Annotated in this window: 14 protein-coding genes and 1 riboswitch; of the genes, 1 reads left to right on the top strand and 13 read right to left on the bottom strand. The window is 66.1% G+C overall.

The window, feature by feature from the left end:
• Positions 1–15 precede the first annotated feature (15 nt).
• Positions 16–765 (top strand): cobalt-precorrin-6A reductase, encoded by a 750-nt coding sequence (locus ACWHXT_RS06725; protein ID WP_447957701.1) that lies wholly within the window; start codon positions 16–18, stop codon positions 763–765.
• Here the strand turns inward: ACWHXT_RS06725 and cobJ are convergent.
• From cobJ to ACWHXT_RS06660, 13 genes are read right to left on the bottom strand one after another with little or no spacing between them, the layout of a single operon-like run.
• A complete protein-coding gene (gene cobJ, locus ACWHXT_RS06720) occupies positions 741–1490 on the bottom strand; it encodes a precorrin-3B C(17)-methyltransferase (RefSeq protein WP_447957700.1) in 750 nt (249 codons plus the stop codon). The genes ACWHXT_RS06725 and cobJ overlap by 25 nt on opposite strands.
• Positions 1487–2212 (bottom strand): precorrin-2 C(20)-methyltransferase, encoded by a 726-nt coding sequence (locus ACWHXT_RS06715; RefSeq protein ID WP_447957699.1) that lies wholly within the window; start codon positions 2210–2212, stop codon positions 1487–1489. Before ACWHXT_RS06715 ends, cobJ begins: the two co-directional genes overlap by 4 nt.
• The gene (locus ACWHXT_RS06710; protein WP_447957698.1) at positions 2209–2838 is read right to left on the bottom strand and encodes a precorrin-8X methylmutase; all 630 of its coding nucleotides are present in this window, start codon (positions 2836–2838) and stop codon (positions 2209–2211) included. Before ACWHXT_RS06710 ends, ACWHXT_RS06715 begins: the two co-directional genes overlap by 4 nt.
• Complete coding sequence (locus ACWHXT_RS06705; RefSeq protein ID WP_447957697.1) at positions 2822–3973, bottom strand: cobalamin biosynthesis protein CobG; 1152 nt, start codon at positions 3971–3973, stop codon at positions 2822–2824. The genes ACWHXT_RS06710 and ACWHXT_RS06705 overlap by 17 nt, the downstream gene beginning before the upstream one ends.
• 5 nt (positions 3974–3978) lie before the next feature.
• Positions 3979–7803: a cobaltochelatase subunit CobN gene (cobN, locus tag ACWHXT_RS06700; RefSeq protein ID WP_447957696.1), complete on the bottom strand. Its 3825-nt coding sequence runs from the start codon at positions 7801–7803 to the stop codon at positions 3979–3981.
• Positions 7803–8924, bottom strand: a complete 1122-nt coding sequence (gene cobW, locus ACWHXT_RS06695) for a cobalamin biosynthesis protein CobW (protein ID WP_447957695.1) — start codon at positions 8922–8924, stop codon at positions 7803–7805. The genes cobN and cobW overlap by 1 nt, the downstream gene beginning before the upstream one ends.
• Positions 8911–10272 carry a cobyrinate a,c-diamide synthase gene (locus ACWHXT_RS06690; protein ID WP_447957694.1) on the bottom strand — a complete coding sequence of 454 codons (1362 nt, stop codon included), beginning with the start codon at positions 10270–10272 and terminating at the stop codon, positions 8911–8913. Before ACWHXT_RS06690 ends, cobW begins: the two co-directional genes overlap by 14 nt.
• Complete coding sequence (gene cobO / locus ACWHXT_RS06685; protein ID WP_447957693.1) at positions 10272–10865, bottom strand: cob(I)yrinic acid a,c-diamide adenosyltransferase; 594 nt, start codon at positions 10863–10865, stop codon at positions 10272–10274. The genes ACWHXT_RS06690 and cobO overlap by 1 nt, the downstream gene beginning before the upstream one ends.
• Entirely contained in the window at positions 10862–12667 is a 1806-nt protein-coding gene (locus tag ACWHXT_RS06680) for an AAA family ATPase (protein ID WP_447957692.1), read from the bottom strand. The genes cobO and ACWHXT_RS06680 overlap by 4 nt, the downstream gene beginning before the upstream one ends.
• Positions 12664–13461: an ABC transporter ATP-binding protein gene (locus ACWHXT_RS06675; RefSeq protein WP_447957691.1), complete on the bottom strand. Its 798-nt coding sequence runs from the start codon at positions 13459–13461 to the stop codon at positions 12664–12666. The genes ACWHXT_RS06680 and ACWHXT_RS06675 overlap by 4 nt, the downstream gene beginning before the upstream one ends.
• The gene (locus ACWHXT_RS06670) at positions 13458–14474 is read right to left on the bottom strand and encodes a FecCD family ABC transporter permease (RefSeq protein WP_447957690.1); all 1017 of its coding nucleotides are present in this window, start codon (positions 14472–14474) and stop codon (positions 13458–13460) included. Before ACWHXT_RS06670 ends, ACWHXT_RS06675 begins: the two co-directional genes overlap by 4 nt.
• Positions 14432–15319 carry a cobalamin-binding protein gene (locus ACWHXT_RS06665; RefSeq protein ID WP_447957689.1) on the bottom strand — a complete coding sequence of 296 codons (888 nt, stop codon included), beginning with the start codon at positions 15317–15319 and terminating at the stop codon, positions 14432–14434. Before ACWHXT_RS06665 ends, ACWHXT_RS06670 begins: the two co-directional genes overlap by 43 nt.
• Positions 15309–17117 carry a TonB-dependent receptor domain-containing protein gene (locus ACWHXT_RS06660; protein ID WP_447957688.1) on the bottom strand — a complete coding sequence of 603 codons (1809 nt, stop codon included), beginning with the start codon at positions 17115–17117 and terminating at the stop codon, positions 15309–15311. Before ACWHXT_RS06660 ends, ACWHXT_RS06665 begins: the two co-directional genes overlap by 11 nt.
• A gap of 136 nt (positions 17118–17253) precedes the next feature.
• A riboswitch (cobalamin riboswitch) is annotated at positions 17254–17468 on the bottom strand.
• Positions 17469–17478 lie beyond the last annotated feature (10 nt).

Raw genomic sequence — 17478 nt, 5'->3', positions numbered from 1 at the left:
CACCGTCCTGACATCATGAATAAGGTTTTGATTCTGGGGGGCACCGGCGAGGCCAGCGCCCTGGCCCGTGCCTTGGCCGCGCGCGGCATTCGCGCCGTTTTTAGCTACGCCGGGCGGGTCAAGCACCCCAAGCCCCAGCCGCTGCCCACCCGCGTGGGCGGCTTTGGCGGCGTGGCGGGGCTTTACGCGTTTATCCAACGCGAAGGCATTACCCACCTGGTGGATGCCACCCACCCGTTCGCCGCGCAGATGAGCCACCACGCGGTTGAGGCCGCCAAACTGTGCGATACGCCGCTCATCGCCCTGACCCGCCCCGCCTGGCAAGAGGCCGAAGGCGACCACTGGCAGCGCGTGGCAAGCCTTGATGCCGCCGTAAGCTCGCTTTCAGGGCCGCCCCAGCGCGTGCTGCTGGCTATTGGCCGCCAGCACCTGGCGGCCTTCAGCGCCCAGCCCCAGCACCACTACGTGCTGCGCCTGGTCGATGAACCCGAATGCCCACCGCCGCTTGCCCACCACACCGTGCTTATTGAGCGCGGCCCGTTTACTTTGGAAGGCGACCTGGCGCTGCTGCAAATCCAGCGCATCGAGCTCATCGTGTGCAAAAACGCCGGCGGCACCGGGGCGGCGGCCAAGCTCGCCGCCGCTCGCCAGCTGCAGCTGCCCGCTACCTTGATCGAGCGCCCTCACCTGCCGCCACGTTTAGAGGCGCACGCGGTGGACGACGTGCTGGCCTGGCTCGGCTACTCGGCCGATCGCGGCGTATAAACCAGCGGCGCGCCGCTTCGCTCGATCAAGCGCGTTTGCCTGGAGCCGACGATCACCAGGGTGCGCATATCCGCCATCTCCGGGTTGGCCTCACGAAGTGTAACCACGCGAATCGACTCCTCGGGCGTGGAAACCGCCCGGGCGAAGATGATCACGCGCTCGGGCTCGCACTCCTCACGCAGCACCGCTAACGTGCGCTCGAACCCGACGGGGCGCGATTTCGAGCGCGGGTTATAAAACGCCATGGCGAAATCCGCCTGGGCGGCCAGGCGCAGGCGTTTTTCGATCAGCGCCCAGGGCTTTAAATTGTCGGATAAATTGATGCAGCAGAAGTCGTGGCCCAGCGGCGCCCCGGCGCGGGCACTCGCCGCCAGCATGGCGGAAATACCCGGCAGCACCTGAATATCGAGCGCGCGCCAAGCGGGGTTGCCGGCCTCCAGCGCCTCAAAAACCGCCGCGGCCATGGCGAACACGCCGGGGTCGCCGGAAGAAACCACCGCCACGCGCCGCCCTTCCAATGCCATTTGCAGGGCGTGGTCGGCGCGGCGAATCTCCTCGCGGTTGTCCGAGCCGTGGCGAGTCAGGCCCGCGCGCGGGGCCACGCGGTTCACGTAGGGCACGTAGCCCACCACGTCCGTGGCCTCTTTAAGGGCGGCGGTGACTTCAGGTGTAATCATCGCCTCCGCCCCCGGCCCCAGCCCGACGATCTTGACCCAGCCGCTCATGGGCGCCTCCCGCTTCCGTGAATCAGCACGATCGAGAAGTACGGCACTTTGTCGCCGGCATCCGCTAAAGGCACCACGCGCTGGTTCTCCATGGCGGCGTATTCGATCAGCCAGGCGTGCTCCTCGCGGCCCGCGCTTTTGAGCGCCCGACGCAGCTTGCCAAGATGCCGGCCGATTTTCATTACCACCAGCGCATCGGTTTGCGCGATACGCTCGGAAAGCGCGTCTTCCGGGAGCGTGGCCATCGCCACGGTCAGCACGTCGTCGCCCCAGGTGATGGGTTGGCCGGTGGCCGTCCAAGCGGCGGACATCCCGGTAATGCCCGGCACCACATCGACCGGCACGCGGTTTGAGAGCCGCGTATAGAGATGCATGAACGAGCCGTAAAAGAACGGGTCGCCTTCACAGAGCACCACCACGTCGCACCCGGCGTTACTCATCTCGATCAACTGGGCCACGCTTTGCTCGTAGAAGGTCGCCAACAGCGCGTTGTAGCGCGGGTCGTCAAAGGGGATCTCGGTGGTGACCGGGTACTCCATGGCCAGCTCGACTACGTGGGGGGCCAGCAACCCCTCCACGATGCTGCGCGCGTGGCCCTTTTTGCCCTTCTTGTGGAAGTAGGCAATATGGGTGGCGCCGCGAATCAGCCGGTCGGCGCGCACGCTCATCAAATCCTGACAGCCCGGCCCCAGGCCGACGCCGGTGATGCTCCCTTGAGTCATTCGATGCGATCCGCCAGGGCGTTGATCGCGGCCACCGTGACCGCGCTACCACCCAGGCGCCCGCGCACGATGCAACCGGGGATCTCCGGGGTTTGCCAAAGCGCCTCCTTGGACTCCGCCGCGCCGACAAACCCCACTGGGCAGCCGATCACCGCCGCCGGGCGCGGGCAGCTCGGGTCTTCCAGCATATTGAGCAGATGAAAAAGCGCCGTGGGTGCGTTGCCGATGGCCACCACCGCGCCTTCCAAATGTGGCCGCCAAAGTTCCAGCGCGGCCGCCGAGCGGGTGTTGGCCATCTCCTTGGCGAGTACTGGCGTGCGCTCATCGTGCAGCGTGCAGATCACCTCGTTGTTGGCGGGCAGGCGCGTGCGGGTGATGCCTTCCGATACCATGCGCGCGTCACAAAGAATCGGTGCGCCGGCCTCCAGCGCGGCGCGGGCCTTGTTCACCGCGCCCGGTTGGAAGTGGATATGCGCGGCCAGTTCGACCAGGCCCGCGGCGTGAATCATGCGCACGGCAACGACCTCTTCCTCTGCGCTGAAGCGGCCAAGCTCGGCTTCGCGGCGGATGATCGAAAACGACGCCCGGTAGATCGCCGGGCCGTGGGTTTCATAGGTGTAAGGCACCCAGCTTCTCCAAAGTGTTCAATACGTCAGGCTCATCGAGCCCGCGCGCCGCCGGCTCTGCGTCGGCGCGCTCGTTGATTATTAAATCGAACCGCCCGTCGCGCCCCACCAGGCACACCGCCGCCGGGTGCTTGCGCGCGCAGCCCTTGGCGCAGCCGGAAATATGCACGCTTTCTGCTTTAATGCCGGTCAGGCGGCGGGCTAAGGCTTGGGTTTCGACGCTTGCCTGGGCGCAGTACGGCGCGCCGGGGCAGGCATCAATTAGAAGGCGCGGGTCGTCATCGCGGACAATGACATTCTCTAATACGGGCAGCTGCGCAAACGCCGCGCCGGTGATCAGCAGCCGCCGCCAGGGCGTGACTTGCACAGCGCACTCAGCGAGGGGCGTAATCAGCGCGCGAAGCTCCCGGGCGCTTACCCGGCCAAGGGCGAGGCCCACCACGGCGCCCAAAGGGTGATCGCCCAAGGGCAGCTTTTCTCCTGCGCCTGCCGGGCAAGCGTTTTGGGGCGCCCACACCGGCAGCGCCGCGCAGTGGCGGGCCATGCGTTTGGCCTCACGCCCGCCGCTTTCTAGGAACCAGTGCGAAAGCTCAATCACCAGTTCCACGGCGGCCTCGATGCTCGGCGCGAGCGTCCCCTTGGCGCGGCCTTCGCAGCGCACCAGCGGCGCGCCGTTGTCATCCCGCTCGATGCGAAAATCCGCAGGGCTTTCCTGAAGTACCGGCGCGGGCCCCAGGTCGACCGCGACACCCACCTTGGCGGGAAGCGCGGGGAACCCATGGCCCCGGGCGCTTAGAAGGCGCGCCGCGCGGCGAGTGTCGTCACCTTCTTGACCGCCGGGGGCCAGCATCATGGGCGGTACGCGCTCGGCGTCCGGGGTTTGGCTTACCAGGCCGTGCTCGATTAGAAAATCCATCAGCGGCGGCCAGGTGGCTTCGCTTACCCCGCGCAGTTGCAGGTTGGCGCGGTTGGTCAGCTCGACCAGCCCGCTGCCGTAAATCTCCGCCGCCTCGCAAAGCGCCAGCGCTTGAAACCGGGTTAGCTCGCCAAGCGGGGCGCGCACGCGCACCAATAGGCCGTCGCCGGTGGCCATGGGCCGCCAGGCGCCGGGGCACCAGCCCTTTATTTGCGGCACGCGGTTCACCGCCCGCCCCGTTCTTTGGCTTCGTCCATTTCCAGCAGTAGCTCACCCAGTTTTTCAGCCTGCTCGCCGGGCGCCTGCCACATGCCGCGCTGGACGGCTTCCATCAGCCGTTCGGCCATCTCGTCAAGGGCAGCCGGGTTATGCTCACGCAGAAACTGCTGGTTGGTTTCATCCAGCACCAGCGCCTGGCTCACCTGGGCGTACTGGTAGTCGGCGATCAAATCCGTAGTGGCGTCATAGGCGAACAGGTAATCGATCGTCGCGGCCATTTCAAACGCGCCCTTGTAGCTGTGTTCACGCATCGCCTCGATCCACTTGGGATTCAGCACCCGGGAGCGAATCACCTTGGCGAGCTCCTCTTTCAAGGTGCGAATGGTGGGCCTCGCCGGGTTGGCGTGGTCGGCATGGTAGATCGTCGGTTGTTTTCCGCTGAGCGCGCGGCTGGCGTTGGCCAGGCCCCCTTGAAAGGCGTAGTAGCTGTTGGAATCGAGAATATCGTGTTCGCGGTTATCCTGGTTGTGCATCACCGCGTCCAGCCCCTTCACCTGCTGTTCAAACGCCCCGCGGGCCCGAGTACCCGAGTTTTCGAACTGGCCGTAGGCGTAGGCGCCGGTGCTCAGGTACGCCTCGGCCAAGTCACCCGCGCTTTCCCAACTGCGGTTTTCGATCAGCCGGTTCAGCCCCGCGCCGTACTCGCCGGGCTTGCTGCCAAATATGCGGTAGCGCGCTTGCTCGCTTGCCTGCTCCTCGTCCAGCCCTTGGGCTTTTAGCTCCGCGGTGCGGGCGCGCACGGCCTGGCGAATCGTGTTGCTGTTGCCGGGCTCGTTGTAGTCGGCCACCGCCTGCACCGCGGCGTCGAACAGGCGAAGCACGTTGGGGAACGCATCGCGGAAAAAACCGGAAACCCGCAGCGTGACATCGACCCGGGGCCGGTTTAAAAGCATCGCGGGGATGACCTCGAAATCGATCACCCGCTGGGAACCCAGCGACCACTTGGGCCGCACGCCCATCAGCGCAAAGGCTTGGGCGATATCGTCGCCGCCGGTGCGCATGGTGGCGGTGCCCCAAATCGAAAGCCCGAGCCTTCGCGGGTAGTCGCCGTGGTCCTGCAGGTAGCGCTCCACGAACGCCTGGGCGGATTTCTCGCCCAACTGCCAGGCCGCAGGAGAGGGGATCGAGCGGTTGTCCACGCTGAAGAAGTTGCGCCCGGTGGGCAGGGTATCGAGGCGCCCGCGGCTTGGCGCGCCGCTCGGCCCGGCGGGTACGAAGCGCCCTTCAAGGCCCGCGATTAGCGAGCCAAGCTCCATCGTCACGCCGCGCTGTAATGTGGCCCAAAGCGTGCGGCCAAAGGCGAGCTGCTCGGCGGTGGCCGGGTAGTCGCGCGAAAGCGCCTCCAGGCAGTCGTCTTGTAGCACGTAGGCGCTGACCAGCTGCTCGGCCAGAAGCTCCAGGCGCTCGCGGGTATCCGCGCCGCTGCGCCAGGGGCTTGTCAGCAGCGCCTTCAGCACCGCAGGCGTCGGGCCCGTCCAGGCCTCGCTGCCGGCGGCCAGCGGGTCAATCTCGAGGTTTAAATCATCGGCCAGGTTCTGCAACAGGCTACGTCGGGTCACGACGTTGCCGCGGGGCAGGCGCAAAAGCGCGACCAGCGTGCCCGCGCGCTTCTCAAGCGGCGGGTTGGTGCCCAGCACGTGCAGGCCGTGGCGAATCTGGCTCTCCTTGATATCGCACAAAAACGTGTCCAATTCGCTTAGCAGCTCAGCGTCGCACTCGCCGCCGCAGTCACCACCTTGGGCGAGTTCCTGGTCGATGCCGGAATCGCGCAGGTGCTTAAGAATTTGGCTGCGAATCAGCGCCTCGCGCCGGGGGTCCATGTCCAGCGCTTGGTAGTACTCGTCCGTCAGCGCCTCCAATTCGGCCATGGGGCCGTATAGCTCGGCGCGGGCCAGCGGCGGCATCAGGTGATCGATAATCACCGCCTGGCTTCGCCGTTTGGCCTGGGCGCCCTCGCCCGGGTCGTTGACGATGAACGGATAAAAGTGCGGCAGCGGCCCCAGGGCTATTTCCGGCCAGCACTCACCGCTTAACGCCGTGCTCTTGCCCGGCAGCCACTCAAGGCTTCCGTGCTTGCCCACGTGAACCACCGCTTCTACCCCGTAGTGCTCGCGCAGCCACAAATAGAAGGCCAGGTAGCTGTGCGGTGGCGCCAGCTCCATATCGTGGTAGGACTGGGTCAAGTCGTCCGCGAAGTCGCGCTCGGGCTGAATGCCGACGAAGGTTTCGCCCAAGCGCACGCCGGCAATCATTAGCCGCCCCTGGCGGTACTTGGGGTCGTCTTGTGGGGCGCCCCAGCGCGTGGTCACCGCCGCGCGAAGACTTTCGGGCAGGGTCTCGAACCAGGCCAGGTACGCGTCCACGCCGATGCTCTGCCAGCAGCCGCGATCTAGCCCCGCGTGATCGTTGGTGATCGAGCCCTGAAGCAGGCCAATTAATGCGTCGCCGCTTTCGGGAAGGTCCGCCACCGGGTAGCCCGCTTGCTGAAGGGCGGTCAAAATATTGAGCGTCGAGGCCGGGGTGTCGAGCCCCACGCCGTTGCCGATGCGCCCGTCCCGGTTGGGGTAGTTGGCCATGATCAGCGCCACGCGCTTTTGGGCGTTGGGCGTTTCGCGAAGCGCCAGGGTGCGCCGGGCGAGTTGGGCCACGAAAGCGGCGCGCTCACGATTGACGCCGTGATGGGTGATCGAAAGCTGGCAGCGCTCATTGAAATGGGCCTCGGCCTTGAAGCCCACGGCCCGGGTAAGCACCCGGCCGTCCATTTCCGGAAGCACGATCTGCATCGCCACGTCCCGGGCGCGAAGCCCGGCGCTCGATGCCGCCCAGTCCTCAACAGTGCTGCTGGCAAGCATCGCCTGCAGCACCACGGGCTGGCCGGTAAACAGGCTCGCGTCGGGGGCGACCGTGACGGACTCGGTGTCCGCCTCGTCGCTGTTGCGGTTGACCGAGAAGCTCGTGGTGTTGATCAAAAGCCCCGCGCCGGTCGCCTCGATCAGGTGATTGACGAACTCGATACAGGCGCGCTCTTTGAGAGAGGCTACCGCCACCGCCAGCGGCGAAAGCCCCTCGGCTTCAAGGGCTTCAAGCATACCGTCGACCACGCCGGTATTGCCGCCCTGCAGGTGGCTTCGATAAAACACCAGAAGGCAGGTCGGGCCGCCGCCGCGGGTTTTGCGCCACTCGTGAAGGCTGCCCGAGGCCTTAGCGCCTTGCGGTGCGTAGATCACCGCCGGCGGAACGACCCGCGGCTCCCGCCAACTAAAATTTTCAAGGCTTTGCGGCATACAGTTCGCGGCGATAAAGCGTAGAAGCTGCTCGGCGTTGTCCACGCCGCCTTCGCGAAGAAAACGCCAGACCCGGTAGGCGTCATCAAAGCCCACGCTCGACTCGCGCAGCAGCGCATCGTCCGGCGCGTCGCAGCCGGGCACGACGATGAGCGCTCGCTCAGTGCCCGCGGCCTGCCAGGCAAGCAAACGCTCGAAGCCGTACTGCCAGTAACCCTTGCCGCCCAAAAGCGAGACCACGACCACTTTGGCGTGCTCCAGCACCTTGTGCTCGTAAAGGTCGAACGCCGCGGGCTTGGCCAGGTTCATCCAGTTGGCCAGGCGCAGGCTCGGGTAGGCCTCGCCCAGCCGATCAGCGGCCTGGGCCAACGCCGACAGGTTGCTATCGGCGGCGGAGAGAATCACGACCTCAGAAGGGCTTTGCTGTAAATCGACGATGCCTTCATCGTCGACAAAGCCCCCGGGCTTGGCGGCAAATAGATGCATCAGGCGCTGGCCGTCATCTCGCTATCGGCCAGGGCCTTTTCGATCGCCTCGCGGTCAAGGTCGTGGCCGATGAACACCAGCTGGGTCTGGCGCGGCTCGTCTTGCGCCCATAGGCGGTCGAAATAGCCGTCCAGGCGCTTGCCCACCGCCTGCACTACGCGGCGCATCGGCTTGCCCGGCACCGCGGCAAAGCCCTTGGCGCGGTAAATTTGCTGGGTGTTCAAAAGGGTTTGGAGCGCGGCATCCAGGGCGGTGGCGTCGACTTCGCCCAGGTTAATAACGCAGGAGTCGAAATGATCGTGGGCATGGTCGTGGTGGGCGCCCTCGGCGTGGTGCTTGTCGTGGTGGTTGGTGATCGCGTCGATCCCCTCCTCGCTTGCCGCACCGATGCCCATCAGCGCCTCCAGCTGCGCGACGTTGTCGGCAAGCGTGGGGTCGATGAACAGCGTCTTGACCGACTGGGGCACCTTGGCGGCGATCAGCGCTTCGACGCGCAATTTTTCGTCCTCGCTTAGCAGGTCGGTTTTGCTCACCAGCACCAGATCCGCGGCGCTTAGCTGGTCATCCAAAAGCTCCTGCAGGCTGGGGTCGTGGTCGAGGCTATCGTCCGCGAGGCGCTGGGCGGCCACGCGCGCTTCATCGTGGGCGAAGCGCCCGGCGGCGACGGCCGGCCCATCGAGTACGGTAATGATCGCATCCACGGTGCAGTGCTGGCGCACTTCCGGCCAGTTGAACGCCTGCACCAGGGGCTTGGGTAGCGCCAGGCCGCTGGTTTCGATCAGGATATGGTCGATCCGGTCGCGCCGCTCGACGAGCTTTTTCATCACCGGCAGAAACTCTTCCTCCACGGTGCAGCAGATGCAGCCGTTGGCGAGCTCGTAGATACCGTCGTCATCCCCCTCAAGTGCGGCGCCTTCGGCTCCGGGTTCGCAGTCGAGCGCGCAGCTGCGCAGAAGGTCGGAGTCGATATCCTGCTCGCCGAACTCATTGACGATCACGGCGATGCGCTTGCCGGTCATGCGGCGCAGGATGCTGGCCAAAAGCGTGGTCTTGCCGCTGCCCAGAAAGCCGGTGACGACGGTGGCGGGAATTTTGCTCAGCTGTACGTTAGGAGTTGGCATTCAAGGCCTCGCGGGATAGCGGTTCACTGGCCGTAAGGCGCGCGGAAAAAAGCGCGGCCACGGCCTCGGGGTTATTCGGGAAAAACAGGTGCAGGTAGGTCGCCGTCAGTCGGCGTGCGCGGTAAATCGCCTCGCCGGGGGCCGGGTGGCGCTGGCGGCGCCCATAAGCCACCGGTTTTGGGGTGCCTTCGGCCATGGAGCGGTGGTGGGCGTGGCCGCGAATGTCGCCTTCCGGCAGGGCCGCGGTTTGCATCCCCTGGCAGCCGCGCCGCCCGCGCATCGCACCGTGGCCAGGTAGCAAACCAAGCAGGCTGTGGCGCGCCTCGTCGTAGTCGGTCAGCGTTTCGAGGCTATATAAAAGCCCCCCGCACTCGGCAAGAATCGGTTTATCCGCCTCGAAAAACCCGCGAATCGCCGCTTTCATGGCGTGGTTGTCCGAAAGCGCGGCGGCGTGAAGCTCCGGGTAGCCGCCGGGCAGCCATAAAGCGTCGCACGCCGGTAGCGCTTGATCAGCCATGGGCGAGAAAAAGCGTAGCGTCGCGCCCATCTGCGTTAAAACGTCCAGGTTCGCCTGATAGATAAAGCTGAACGCGGCGTCCCGGGCGACCCCTATGGTGCGGCCGGCAAGCACCGGGCCAAGCGTGGGCGGCGCGTCTTGTGGCGCCGCGAAGCTTACCGGTTCGAGGGCGCTTAGCGCCTCCAAAAACCCGGCGGCTTTCATCGCCGCAGCGCCGGCCTCGAAACGCGCTTCGAGCTCCTCGCGGATCTCATCCGCCTGCACCAGCCCCAGGTGGCGCTCGGGAAGCGCAAGCGCGGGGTCCCGGGCGATGTTGGCCAGCAGCGGAATGTGCGCGGGAAGCGCGCCTTCGATGAGTTCGCGGTGGCGGGCGGTGGCGCAGCTATTGGCGATCAGCCCGGCGATGTTGATGTCGTCGCGAAAGCCCGCCAGCCCCGCCATCACCGCGGCGGCGGTTTGCGCCATACCCTTGACGTCCATCACCACGGCCAGCGGAATGTTAAAAAGCGCGGCCAAGTCAGCGCTTGAAGGTTCGCCGTCAAAAAGGCCCATGGCGCCTTCGACGAGGATCAAATCCGCATCGACCGCGGCTTCATAAAAGCGCTGGCGGCAATAAGAAACGCCGGCCATCCACAAATCGAGCTGGTCCACCGGCGCGCCGCTGGCCTGGGCGAGAATTTGCGGGTCAAGATAATCCGGGCCGGTCTTGAATACCCGCACGACCTTGCCCTGGTTGCGTACAAGACGGGCAAGTGCGGCGGTCACGGTGGTTTTGCCCTGCCCGGATGACGGTGCGGCGATAAAGAGCGCGGGGCAACGAGCGGTACGCATCAGTATTCGATCCCCTTTTGGGCCTTCACACCGGCTCGGAAGGCGTGGCGCTCGTCCTGAACGACACTGATGGTATCGGCGATCTCTTGTAAGGGCGTTGCCATGGTGCGCCCGGTAATGATCACGTTCTGGTGCGCCGGGCGGCTTTGTAACGCCTCGACCACCGGCGCCACGTCCAGGTAGCCATACTTGAACATGTAGCTCATTTCATCGAGCACGATGATATCGACGTCCGGATTCTCCAAAAGCCCCTTCGCGACGTGCCAAGCGGCCTGGGCGGCTTTTACATCCCGCGCGCGATCCTGAGTCTCCCAGGTAAAGCCCTGGCCCATGATGTGCCATTCAAGACGCGGGTGGTCGCGAAAAAACAGGTACTCGCCGGTTTCCCGGCGCCCCTTGATGAACTGAATCACCGCGCCTTGTTGGCCGTGGCCCAGCGAGCGAGCAAGTGTGCCCAAAGCGGAGCTACTCTTGCCCTTGCCGTTGCCCTTTAAAAGGATCAGCACGCCGCGCTCTTCGGTGGCCTGGCTAATGCGCTCGTCGACCACTTCCTTTTTGCGCTGCATGCGGTTTTGGTGGCGCTCGATGCTCATGGGGTCTCCTGAAAAGGGAGGGGTTGATAGCGCGCGCCCAGCTCGCGGGCGAGCCGCTCGCCCTGGCCGCGCTTGACCCTGGCTTGTTCGGTGTCCAGCACCAGGCAGTCGCCCAGTGGCTTTAACCCCGCCAGGGAGTCGCGGGTGCGGCCATCGGTAATCAGGTAGGTCAAAACGTGCAGGCCGGGCTCGCGGCGCTGCCACTGGCGCACCAGGCGCCCGGCCTGCTCCACCGCCCAGCGAAGCGGGGTGCCACCGCCGCTCGCGGCGTCGTCGAGTTTCACCAAAAGGCTTTTGGGCGCGCGCTGGCGGGCAAGTAACGCCGTGATGGTGTCGTTGCCAAAGCCGAATACGGCGAGCTGCTCGCGGCCCCGATACGCCTGGCGGGTTAGCGCCTCGACAAAGCCCTTGGCGCGGCTTAAAAGCCGCCCGCCTGGGGTTGAAGACAGCGTGGAGCCCGAGGTATCCAGCAGCACCAGGTGAAGGCGCGGCTGGCCAGCGCGCGCCGGGCGGTAGCAAAGCGTTTGCCAGGGGCGTACGCCGCGGTTGGCGACGATGGTCGCGAACGGGTCGAGCCGTGGTGTGGCCGCCGGGGCGCGCTTGAACGCGCCGCGGCCCCATTGGCGGCCCTTGCGCGCGCCGCCTTCCATCGGGTCGTTCAAGGCGTTGTTGACCGGGGCGCGTAAGGGCGCTTGCGGTATCATTGGGCCCGCCTCATTCGCCGCGGTTTGCTGTTTGACCGGCGCCATGGCGCCCCACTGGCCTGAATCGTCTGAGCCTGCATTATCGCTAGCGCCCTGGCCCGCACCTGCGCCCGCCGCCTCACCACGGTTGGACGTTGGCGGCGGCGTGTTGCCCGAGCGGCTGTTCGGCTGGTTCCCCGAGCCGCCGCTTTCGCCGTTATTCGATTCGCCGTCGTCGTTTGAATCCGGGCTTTCGTCCTCCGGGACGGTGCGGCGGTGGTCGAGCACCCAGGCGGCGACGGCGTCGATATCCCTTTGTTCGACCTTGGCTGCCTCGCGCCAGGCGGCGTGGGCCTGGGCGGCGCGGTGCCAGGTGACGTCGGCGCGCAGGCCCTCGACCCCTGCCGCCGCGCAGCGTTTGGCGATCTGCTCATAGGCGGCGTCCGGTGTGATGACGCTATCAAGCCTTTGCTGGGCGCGGGCCACGCGCTCGATCAGTGCACGCTGCTCTTGTAAAAAGCGCTCGGCAAAACCTTCAGGGTCACGGTCAAACGCTTCGCGCTGGCGCACGATGGCGATGCGCTCGGCAACGCTCGTCTCGCTTGGCTGCACCACGCTCAGGCCAAAGCGGTCCAGCAACTGCGGCCTGAGCTCGCCCTCCTCCGGGTTCATGGTGCCGACCAGGCTAAAGCGCGCCGCGTGGGAGTGGCTGACGCCGTCGCGCTCGACGACGTTGGTGCCGCTGGCGGCGACATCGAGCAGCAGGTCGACCAGGGTGTCCGCCAATAAATTGACCTCATCGACGTACAAAATGCCGCCGTGGGCACGGGCCAAAAGCCCTTCCTGAAAGTGGACCTGGCCGTCGGCCAGCACGCGGTTGACGTCGAGACTGCCCGTCAGGCGCTCTTCACTGGCGCCCAGGGGGAGCGTGACGAACGCCGCTTCACCGGCGGCGCTTTTGGGCAGCAGCGCGGCCAGCGCCCGGGCCAGGGTCGATTTGGCGCTGCCCCTCGGGCCGCTGATCAGCACCCCGCCAATGCGCGGGTTGATGGTATTGAGGATCAGCGCGGTCTTGAGCGCTTCATGACCCACGACGGCGGCAAAGGGAAACGTCGTCACAAGGGCCTCCCGGCATTTTGGGTGGGGGTCACCCGCGGCATGTAGACCGGCGCGCCGTCGATCTCGGCTACGCTTAGCCGCTGGCGGTAGAGCCGCTCCAGGGCGTCGAGCTTAAGTACCTCATTGCGCGGCCCGGCGCTGACCTCGCCATCCGGGTATAAAAGGAGTAAATGGCTGCACCAGCGGGTGGCCAGGTTGAGATCGTGCAGGCACATCATCACCGCCTTCCCCGCTTGGGCCTGCTCGGTCAACAGCGCCATGACCGCGCTCTGATGGTGAAGGTCCAGGTGGTTGGTGGGCTCGTCCAGAAGCCACACCGCCGGGTTTTGGGTCAGCACCGTGGCCAGCGCCACCCGCTGGCGCTCCCCGCCGGAGAGCGTGGTGATCAAGCGCTTTTCGAGCGCGCTCAAATCGAGCTGGGCCAGCGCCGCCTTCAGGCGCTCGATATCCTCATGACGCTCGCGCTGCCAAAGTGACAGGTACGGGTGGCGGCCCATCATCACGCTCTCTTGTACCGTGGCGGGAAAGCCATCCATGCGCTCCTGAAACACCAGCCCCAGCCGCCTGGCGATATGGCGGCGCTTGAACGAGCCAAGCGGCGCGCCGTCGAGCTCGACGTGGCCCGCCCGCGGCGCGTTCAGCCCGGCGAGTGTATGCAAGAGCGTGGTTTTGCCCGCCCCATTAGGCCCGAGCACGCCCCACACCTGGCCGGGTGCCACGCTCACCTCGATGGGCTGGCCGGTTACCCGGCCCGGAATCTCGAGCACCAGCCCCTTCGCGCTTAGCGTACTCATGGGCGGCTCCGGTAGAGCAGCAGCAAAAAAGTCGGCACGCCTAAAAGCGCGGTGATCACACCAACAGGCAGCTGCTCCGGGGCGATCAGCGTGCGCGCGAGCGTATCCGCCAGTACCAGCAGCGTGCCGCCGGCCAGGGCGCAGGCGGGTAGAATCCGGCGCTGGTCGTTGCCCAGCCCCAGGCGCAGCATGTGCGGCACCACCAGGCCCACAAAGCCGATGCTGCCCGCGGTGGTTACCGCCACCGCCGTCAGCAGGCTTGCCAGTACGTAAATGCCCCACTCCAGTGGGCGCACCGCCACACCTAAAGCGGCGGCCTGGTGCGGGCCGCGGGCCAGCACGTTCAGGCTTCTGCCCAGCGGCCATAAAAGCACGCAGGTAGCCAGCAACACCGCAAGCGGCGGCCAGAACGTTCGCGCGTAGGCGAGGTCGCCCATCAGCCAGTAGAGCATGCCCGGCAGGCGCTCGGCCGGGCTCATCGCAAGCATCAGGGTAATTACCGCGCCCCAGCCCGAGGCGACGACCACGCCGGTCAGCAAAAGCCGCGCCGGGGTCCAGCCGCCGCGCCCCTGGGCCAGGCCAAATACCAAAAGCGTCGAGACCAGCGCGCCGACAAACGCGGAGCCGGTGACCAGCAAGCCGCTGATACCCGCGAGCATCGCGCCAAGCGCCCCGATGCTCGCCCCGCCGGAAAGCCCCAGCACGTAAGGATCCGCCAGGGGGTTGCGTAAAAGCACCTGCATCAGCGCCCCGGCAACGGCCAACAGCCCGCCGACCGCGAAGGCGGAGAACGCCCGGGGCAGGCGTAAATCCAGCACCAGGGTGCGCGAGAGCGCCTCGCCCCCGCCGGTTAAAACCTTTAAAAGCTCGCCCACTCCTACTGATGCGCTGCCGCTGACGAGCGCCAGCCCCAGCGCCAGCACGGCCAGGCCAACCAGCGCAGCGGGCCAGGCTTTCAAGTGGCTTACGTTCAAGGCGCCGCCTCGGTGCGGGCGGTGGCCAGGTGCTCGCATAAAAGACGCGCGCCTTCAGCCAGGCGCGGCGTGGGCCGCTGAATCAGCGAAGGCGGCACGAAATAGAGCCGGTCATGGGCGACCGCCTCGAGAATCGGGTACTGCTCCCAGTGGGTCAGCCAGTGGCGGTTCTCCTCGCCCATGCCGCCGGCGACGATCACCGCCGGGTCAGCGGCGAGTACCGCCTCGTCGTCCAGGCGCGGCACCAGCCGGCCCTGGCTTCCAAACACGTTGCGACCGCCGCACAGGCGAATCACCTGGCCGATCAGGTGCTCGTCGTTCACGCTCATCAGCGGCGCGTCCCACACCTGGTAGAAGGTATCGACCGGGCGCTGGTTGGCGTACTGCGCTTCCAGCGCCGCCATTTCGTCGCGAAAGCGCTGGGCGATTCGCTCGCCCTCGGCATCGGTGCCGGAAAGCGCGGCGAGACGCTCGATGGCGCTGGCGACCCCCTCTACACTGCGCGGCTCGATATAAAATACCGCCATACCCAGCGCCTCTACCGTGTCGAGCTGCTCGGCGGGGTTGCCGGTCACCCAGCCAATCACCAGGTCCGGTTCGAGCGCCACCAGCGCCTCAAGATCAAGACGCGTGTGGCTGCCAACGGACGCTACCGCTTGCGCCTCGGGCGGGTAGTCACTAAATGACACCACCGCTACCACCTGCTCGCCGGCCCCGGCGGCGTAAACGAGCTCCGTCGCCCCCGGCGAAAGCGCGGCGATGCGCTCGGACGGGGCGCTCAAACACACCTCGCGGTCGAGATCGTCCTGGGCGCACACCTCGGCTTGGGCGGTGGCGCTTATAAAGAGCGCCGCTGCCAGGCCCAGAAGCCACTTATTGACCAAAGTTGACGCTCAAAAACGCCGCACGGCCGGCGTTGATGTAGTCGGCGCCATCGAAGGAGCGCGTGGTGACGTAATCCTGATCCAGGGCGTTCTCCAGCGTCACCCGGGCGCTCCACAGGGGCGCGAACTCCCAGCCGGCGCGCAGGTTCACAAGGCCGTAACCCGCCAGGCGGTCGTCGTTGGCCCCGTCGCGGTAGCGGTGATTCTGCGCCACCCAGGAACCGCCCAGGGAGTACTCGCCCAGCGCGCGGTCCACATCCAAACGCAGGCTTTGCGTGGCGCGGTTTTGCAGCCGGTTGCCGGTGGCGCGGTTCTCCGGGTCGGTGTAGGTGAGTGCGGCGGCTAAGGTCCAGGCATCGATTTCTACACCGCTCGATAGCTCGACGCCGCGAACGCGCGAGGTGGGCACGTTGAACTGCTCGCCCTGGCCGGCGATCAGGTTGTCGATATCGGTCTGGTAGAGCGCGGCGTCCCAAAAGAGGCTTGCGTACTGGCCCCGCGCGCCGAGTTCGACGGTCTCGGATGTTTCCGATTCGAGGTCCGGGTTGCCGAAGTCCGGGTAGTAAAGCTGGTTATAGGTCGGCGCGTTGAAGGCGGTACCATAATTGGCACGCAGGGTGTGGTGGGCGTCGACATCGAAGCCCAGGCCTACGCTTCCGGTCACCTCGTCGCCGTAGCTTTCGTTGCTGTCGAAACGGGCGCTGGCCTGCAGGGTGAACGGGGCGAAGTCGAAAAGCGCCTGGCTGAACGCCGCCTTGTTGTCCCGGCTGGTTTCGTCGTAATCGACGGTGCTGTCGATCTTGTCTTCGCTGTACTCGGCCCCGGCGATGAACTCATGGGCGCCGGCGGTGAAGGTATTCTCCCAGCGCGCGGTGCGGATTTTGGTGTCGAAGGTGGAGTCGCCGAACTCATCGATGTTGTCGCTTTCGTCCCGGGCCTCGGAGAGCGTGACCCGCGAGCGCCAGGCATCCATCACCGGCACCTCACCGTAGACGGCGGCCACTTGTTGCACGAAGTCGTCCTCGCCCTCGTCGTACTCGTTGTTGCCCCTGGCGCGCAGCGCCAGTACGCCGGTCTCCGCGCCGTTATCAAAAGTGTGCGAGACCCGGGCGAGCGCGGAGGTGTTGTCAAAGCCTTTGTCGTCGCCACCGCGGCGCACCGGCTCGCCGTCGGTATTGAAGTGGCTGGCGGCGAAGCTGTAACGCGTGCCGCCTTCCTGGCCGCTGATACCGGCGCTGGCCCGCGCGGTGCCGAAAGAGCCGCCGCCGAAGGAGAGCCGCGGCTGCGGGCCTTGTTCATCGCCCTGGTGGGTGAATAGCTGCACCACGCCGCCGATGGCATCCGCCCCGTAAAGGCTGCCCCTGGGGCCGCGCACGACCTCGGCGCGCTCGAACATGCGCGGGTCGAGATTCGACCACGCCGCCCCGCCGCTGGTGGCGGAGCGCAGGCGGATACCGTCGATCAACAAGACGTTCTGGGCGCTTCCGGTGCCGCGAATGAACACGCTCGAATTTTTGCCGAAGCTGCCGTTGCTGGAGACGTCGACGCCGGGCTGGCCGCGTAAAAGATCGGTGACGCTGACCGGGTCCTGGCGGCGAAAGGTGGCTTCATCGAGCACGGTAACCGAGGAAAGACTTTGGTGGGCGGTGCGCGGGGCGAGTGCGGCGGTCACGACGACCGGATCGAGGGTTCGCTCGGGCGCTGTCGTGTTCGCTGAAGGCCCTGGCTGGGCGAAAGCGGCCAGCGGCAGAGCGGCAAGCGTCAAGGCGGCAAGCCCGGTAGGTCGCGCGTATGTCATGAAAAGCCCCTCGAGCCGTGCTCACCCGCACAGCCGTTTTTTATGGCCGCGCGGAGAACTGGCAAGGGGAAATAGCGGGGTCGAGTGCCGCGTATCAGCCCTGAGCACGCCCTCCGCGACTCGGCAGAAATGGTAGTAAAACCGTGACGTTTGGGCCGGTCTCCGGGCTGACGAGCAAAAGGAGTACGTTAACAGCACCCTTTTCGAACGGCGGCCTTCCCATGTCGAATGCGACACAGTGGCGTATTGGCCGTTCTTGACTCGATTACCGTTGCGGGGGCAGCGCTGGATTGGGCACCAGCTTCCCGTTTAACTGGCGCGCAGGCCAGCACCCAAAGGTGAGCGTAAACTAGCAAGTTGC

It is taken from the genome of Vreelandella halophytica, from assembly GCF_968193635.1.
The sequence above is the reverse complement of the archived record's forward strand: the minus strand, read 5'-3'. Positions and strand labels throughout refer to the sequence as shown.

What these genes read in the sequence shown, in the direction of transcription:
- ACWHXT_RS06715 (WP_447957699.1), bottom strand. Translation starts at nt 2,212, where the DNA reads ATGACTCAAGGGAGCATCACCGGCGTCGGCCTGGGGCCGGGCTGTCAG.
- ACWHXT_RS06675 (WP_447957691.1), bottom strand. Translation starts at nt 13,461, where the DNA reads ATGAGTACGCTAAGCGCGAAGGGGCTGGTGCTCGAGATTCCGGGCCGG.
- cobJ (WP_447957700.1), bottom strand. Translation starts at nt 1,490, where the DNA reads ATGAGCGGCTGGGTCAAGATCGTCGGGCTGGGGCCGGGGGCGGAGGCG.
- cobO (WP_447957693.1), bottom strand. Translation starts at nt 10,865, where the DNA reads ATGAGCATCGAGCGCCACCAAAACCGCATGCAGCGCAAAAAGGAAGTG.
- ACWHXT_RS06690 (WP_447957694.1), bottom strand. Translation starts at nt 10,272, where the DNA reads ATGCGTACCGCTCGTTGCCCCGCGCTCTTTATCGCCGCACCGTCATCC.
- ACWHXT_RS06725 (WP_447957701.1), top strand. Translation starts at nt 16, where the DNA reads ATGAATAAGGTTTTGATTCTGGGGGGCACCGGCGAGGCCAGCGCCCTG.
- ACWHXT_RS06670 (WP_447957690.1), bottom strand. Translation starts at nt 14,474, where the DNA reads ATGCGAGCACCTGGCCACCGCCCGCACCGAGGCGGCGCCTTGAACGTA.
- ACWHXT_RS06660 (WP_447957688.1), bottom strand. Translation starts at nt 17,117, where the DNA reads ATGACATACGCGCGACCTACCGGGCTTGCCGCCTTGACGCTTGCCGCT.
- cobW (WP_447957695.1), bottom strand. Translation starts at nt 8,924, where the DNA reads ATGCCAACTCCTAACGTACAGCTGAGCAAAATTCCCGCCACCGTCGTC.
- cobN (WP_447957696.1), bottom strand. Translation starts at nt 7,803, where the DNA reads ATGCATCTATTTGCCGCCAAGCCCGGGGGCTTTGTCGACGATGAAGGC.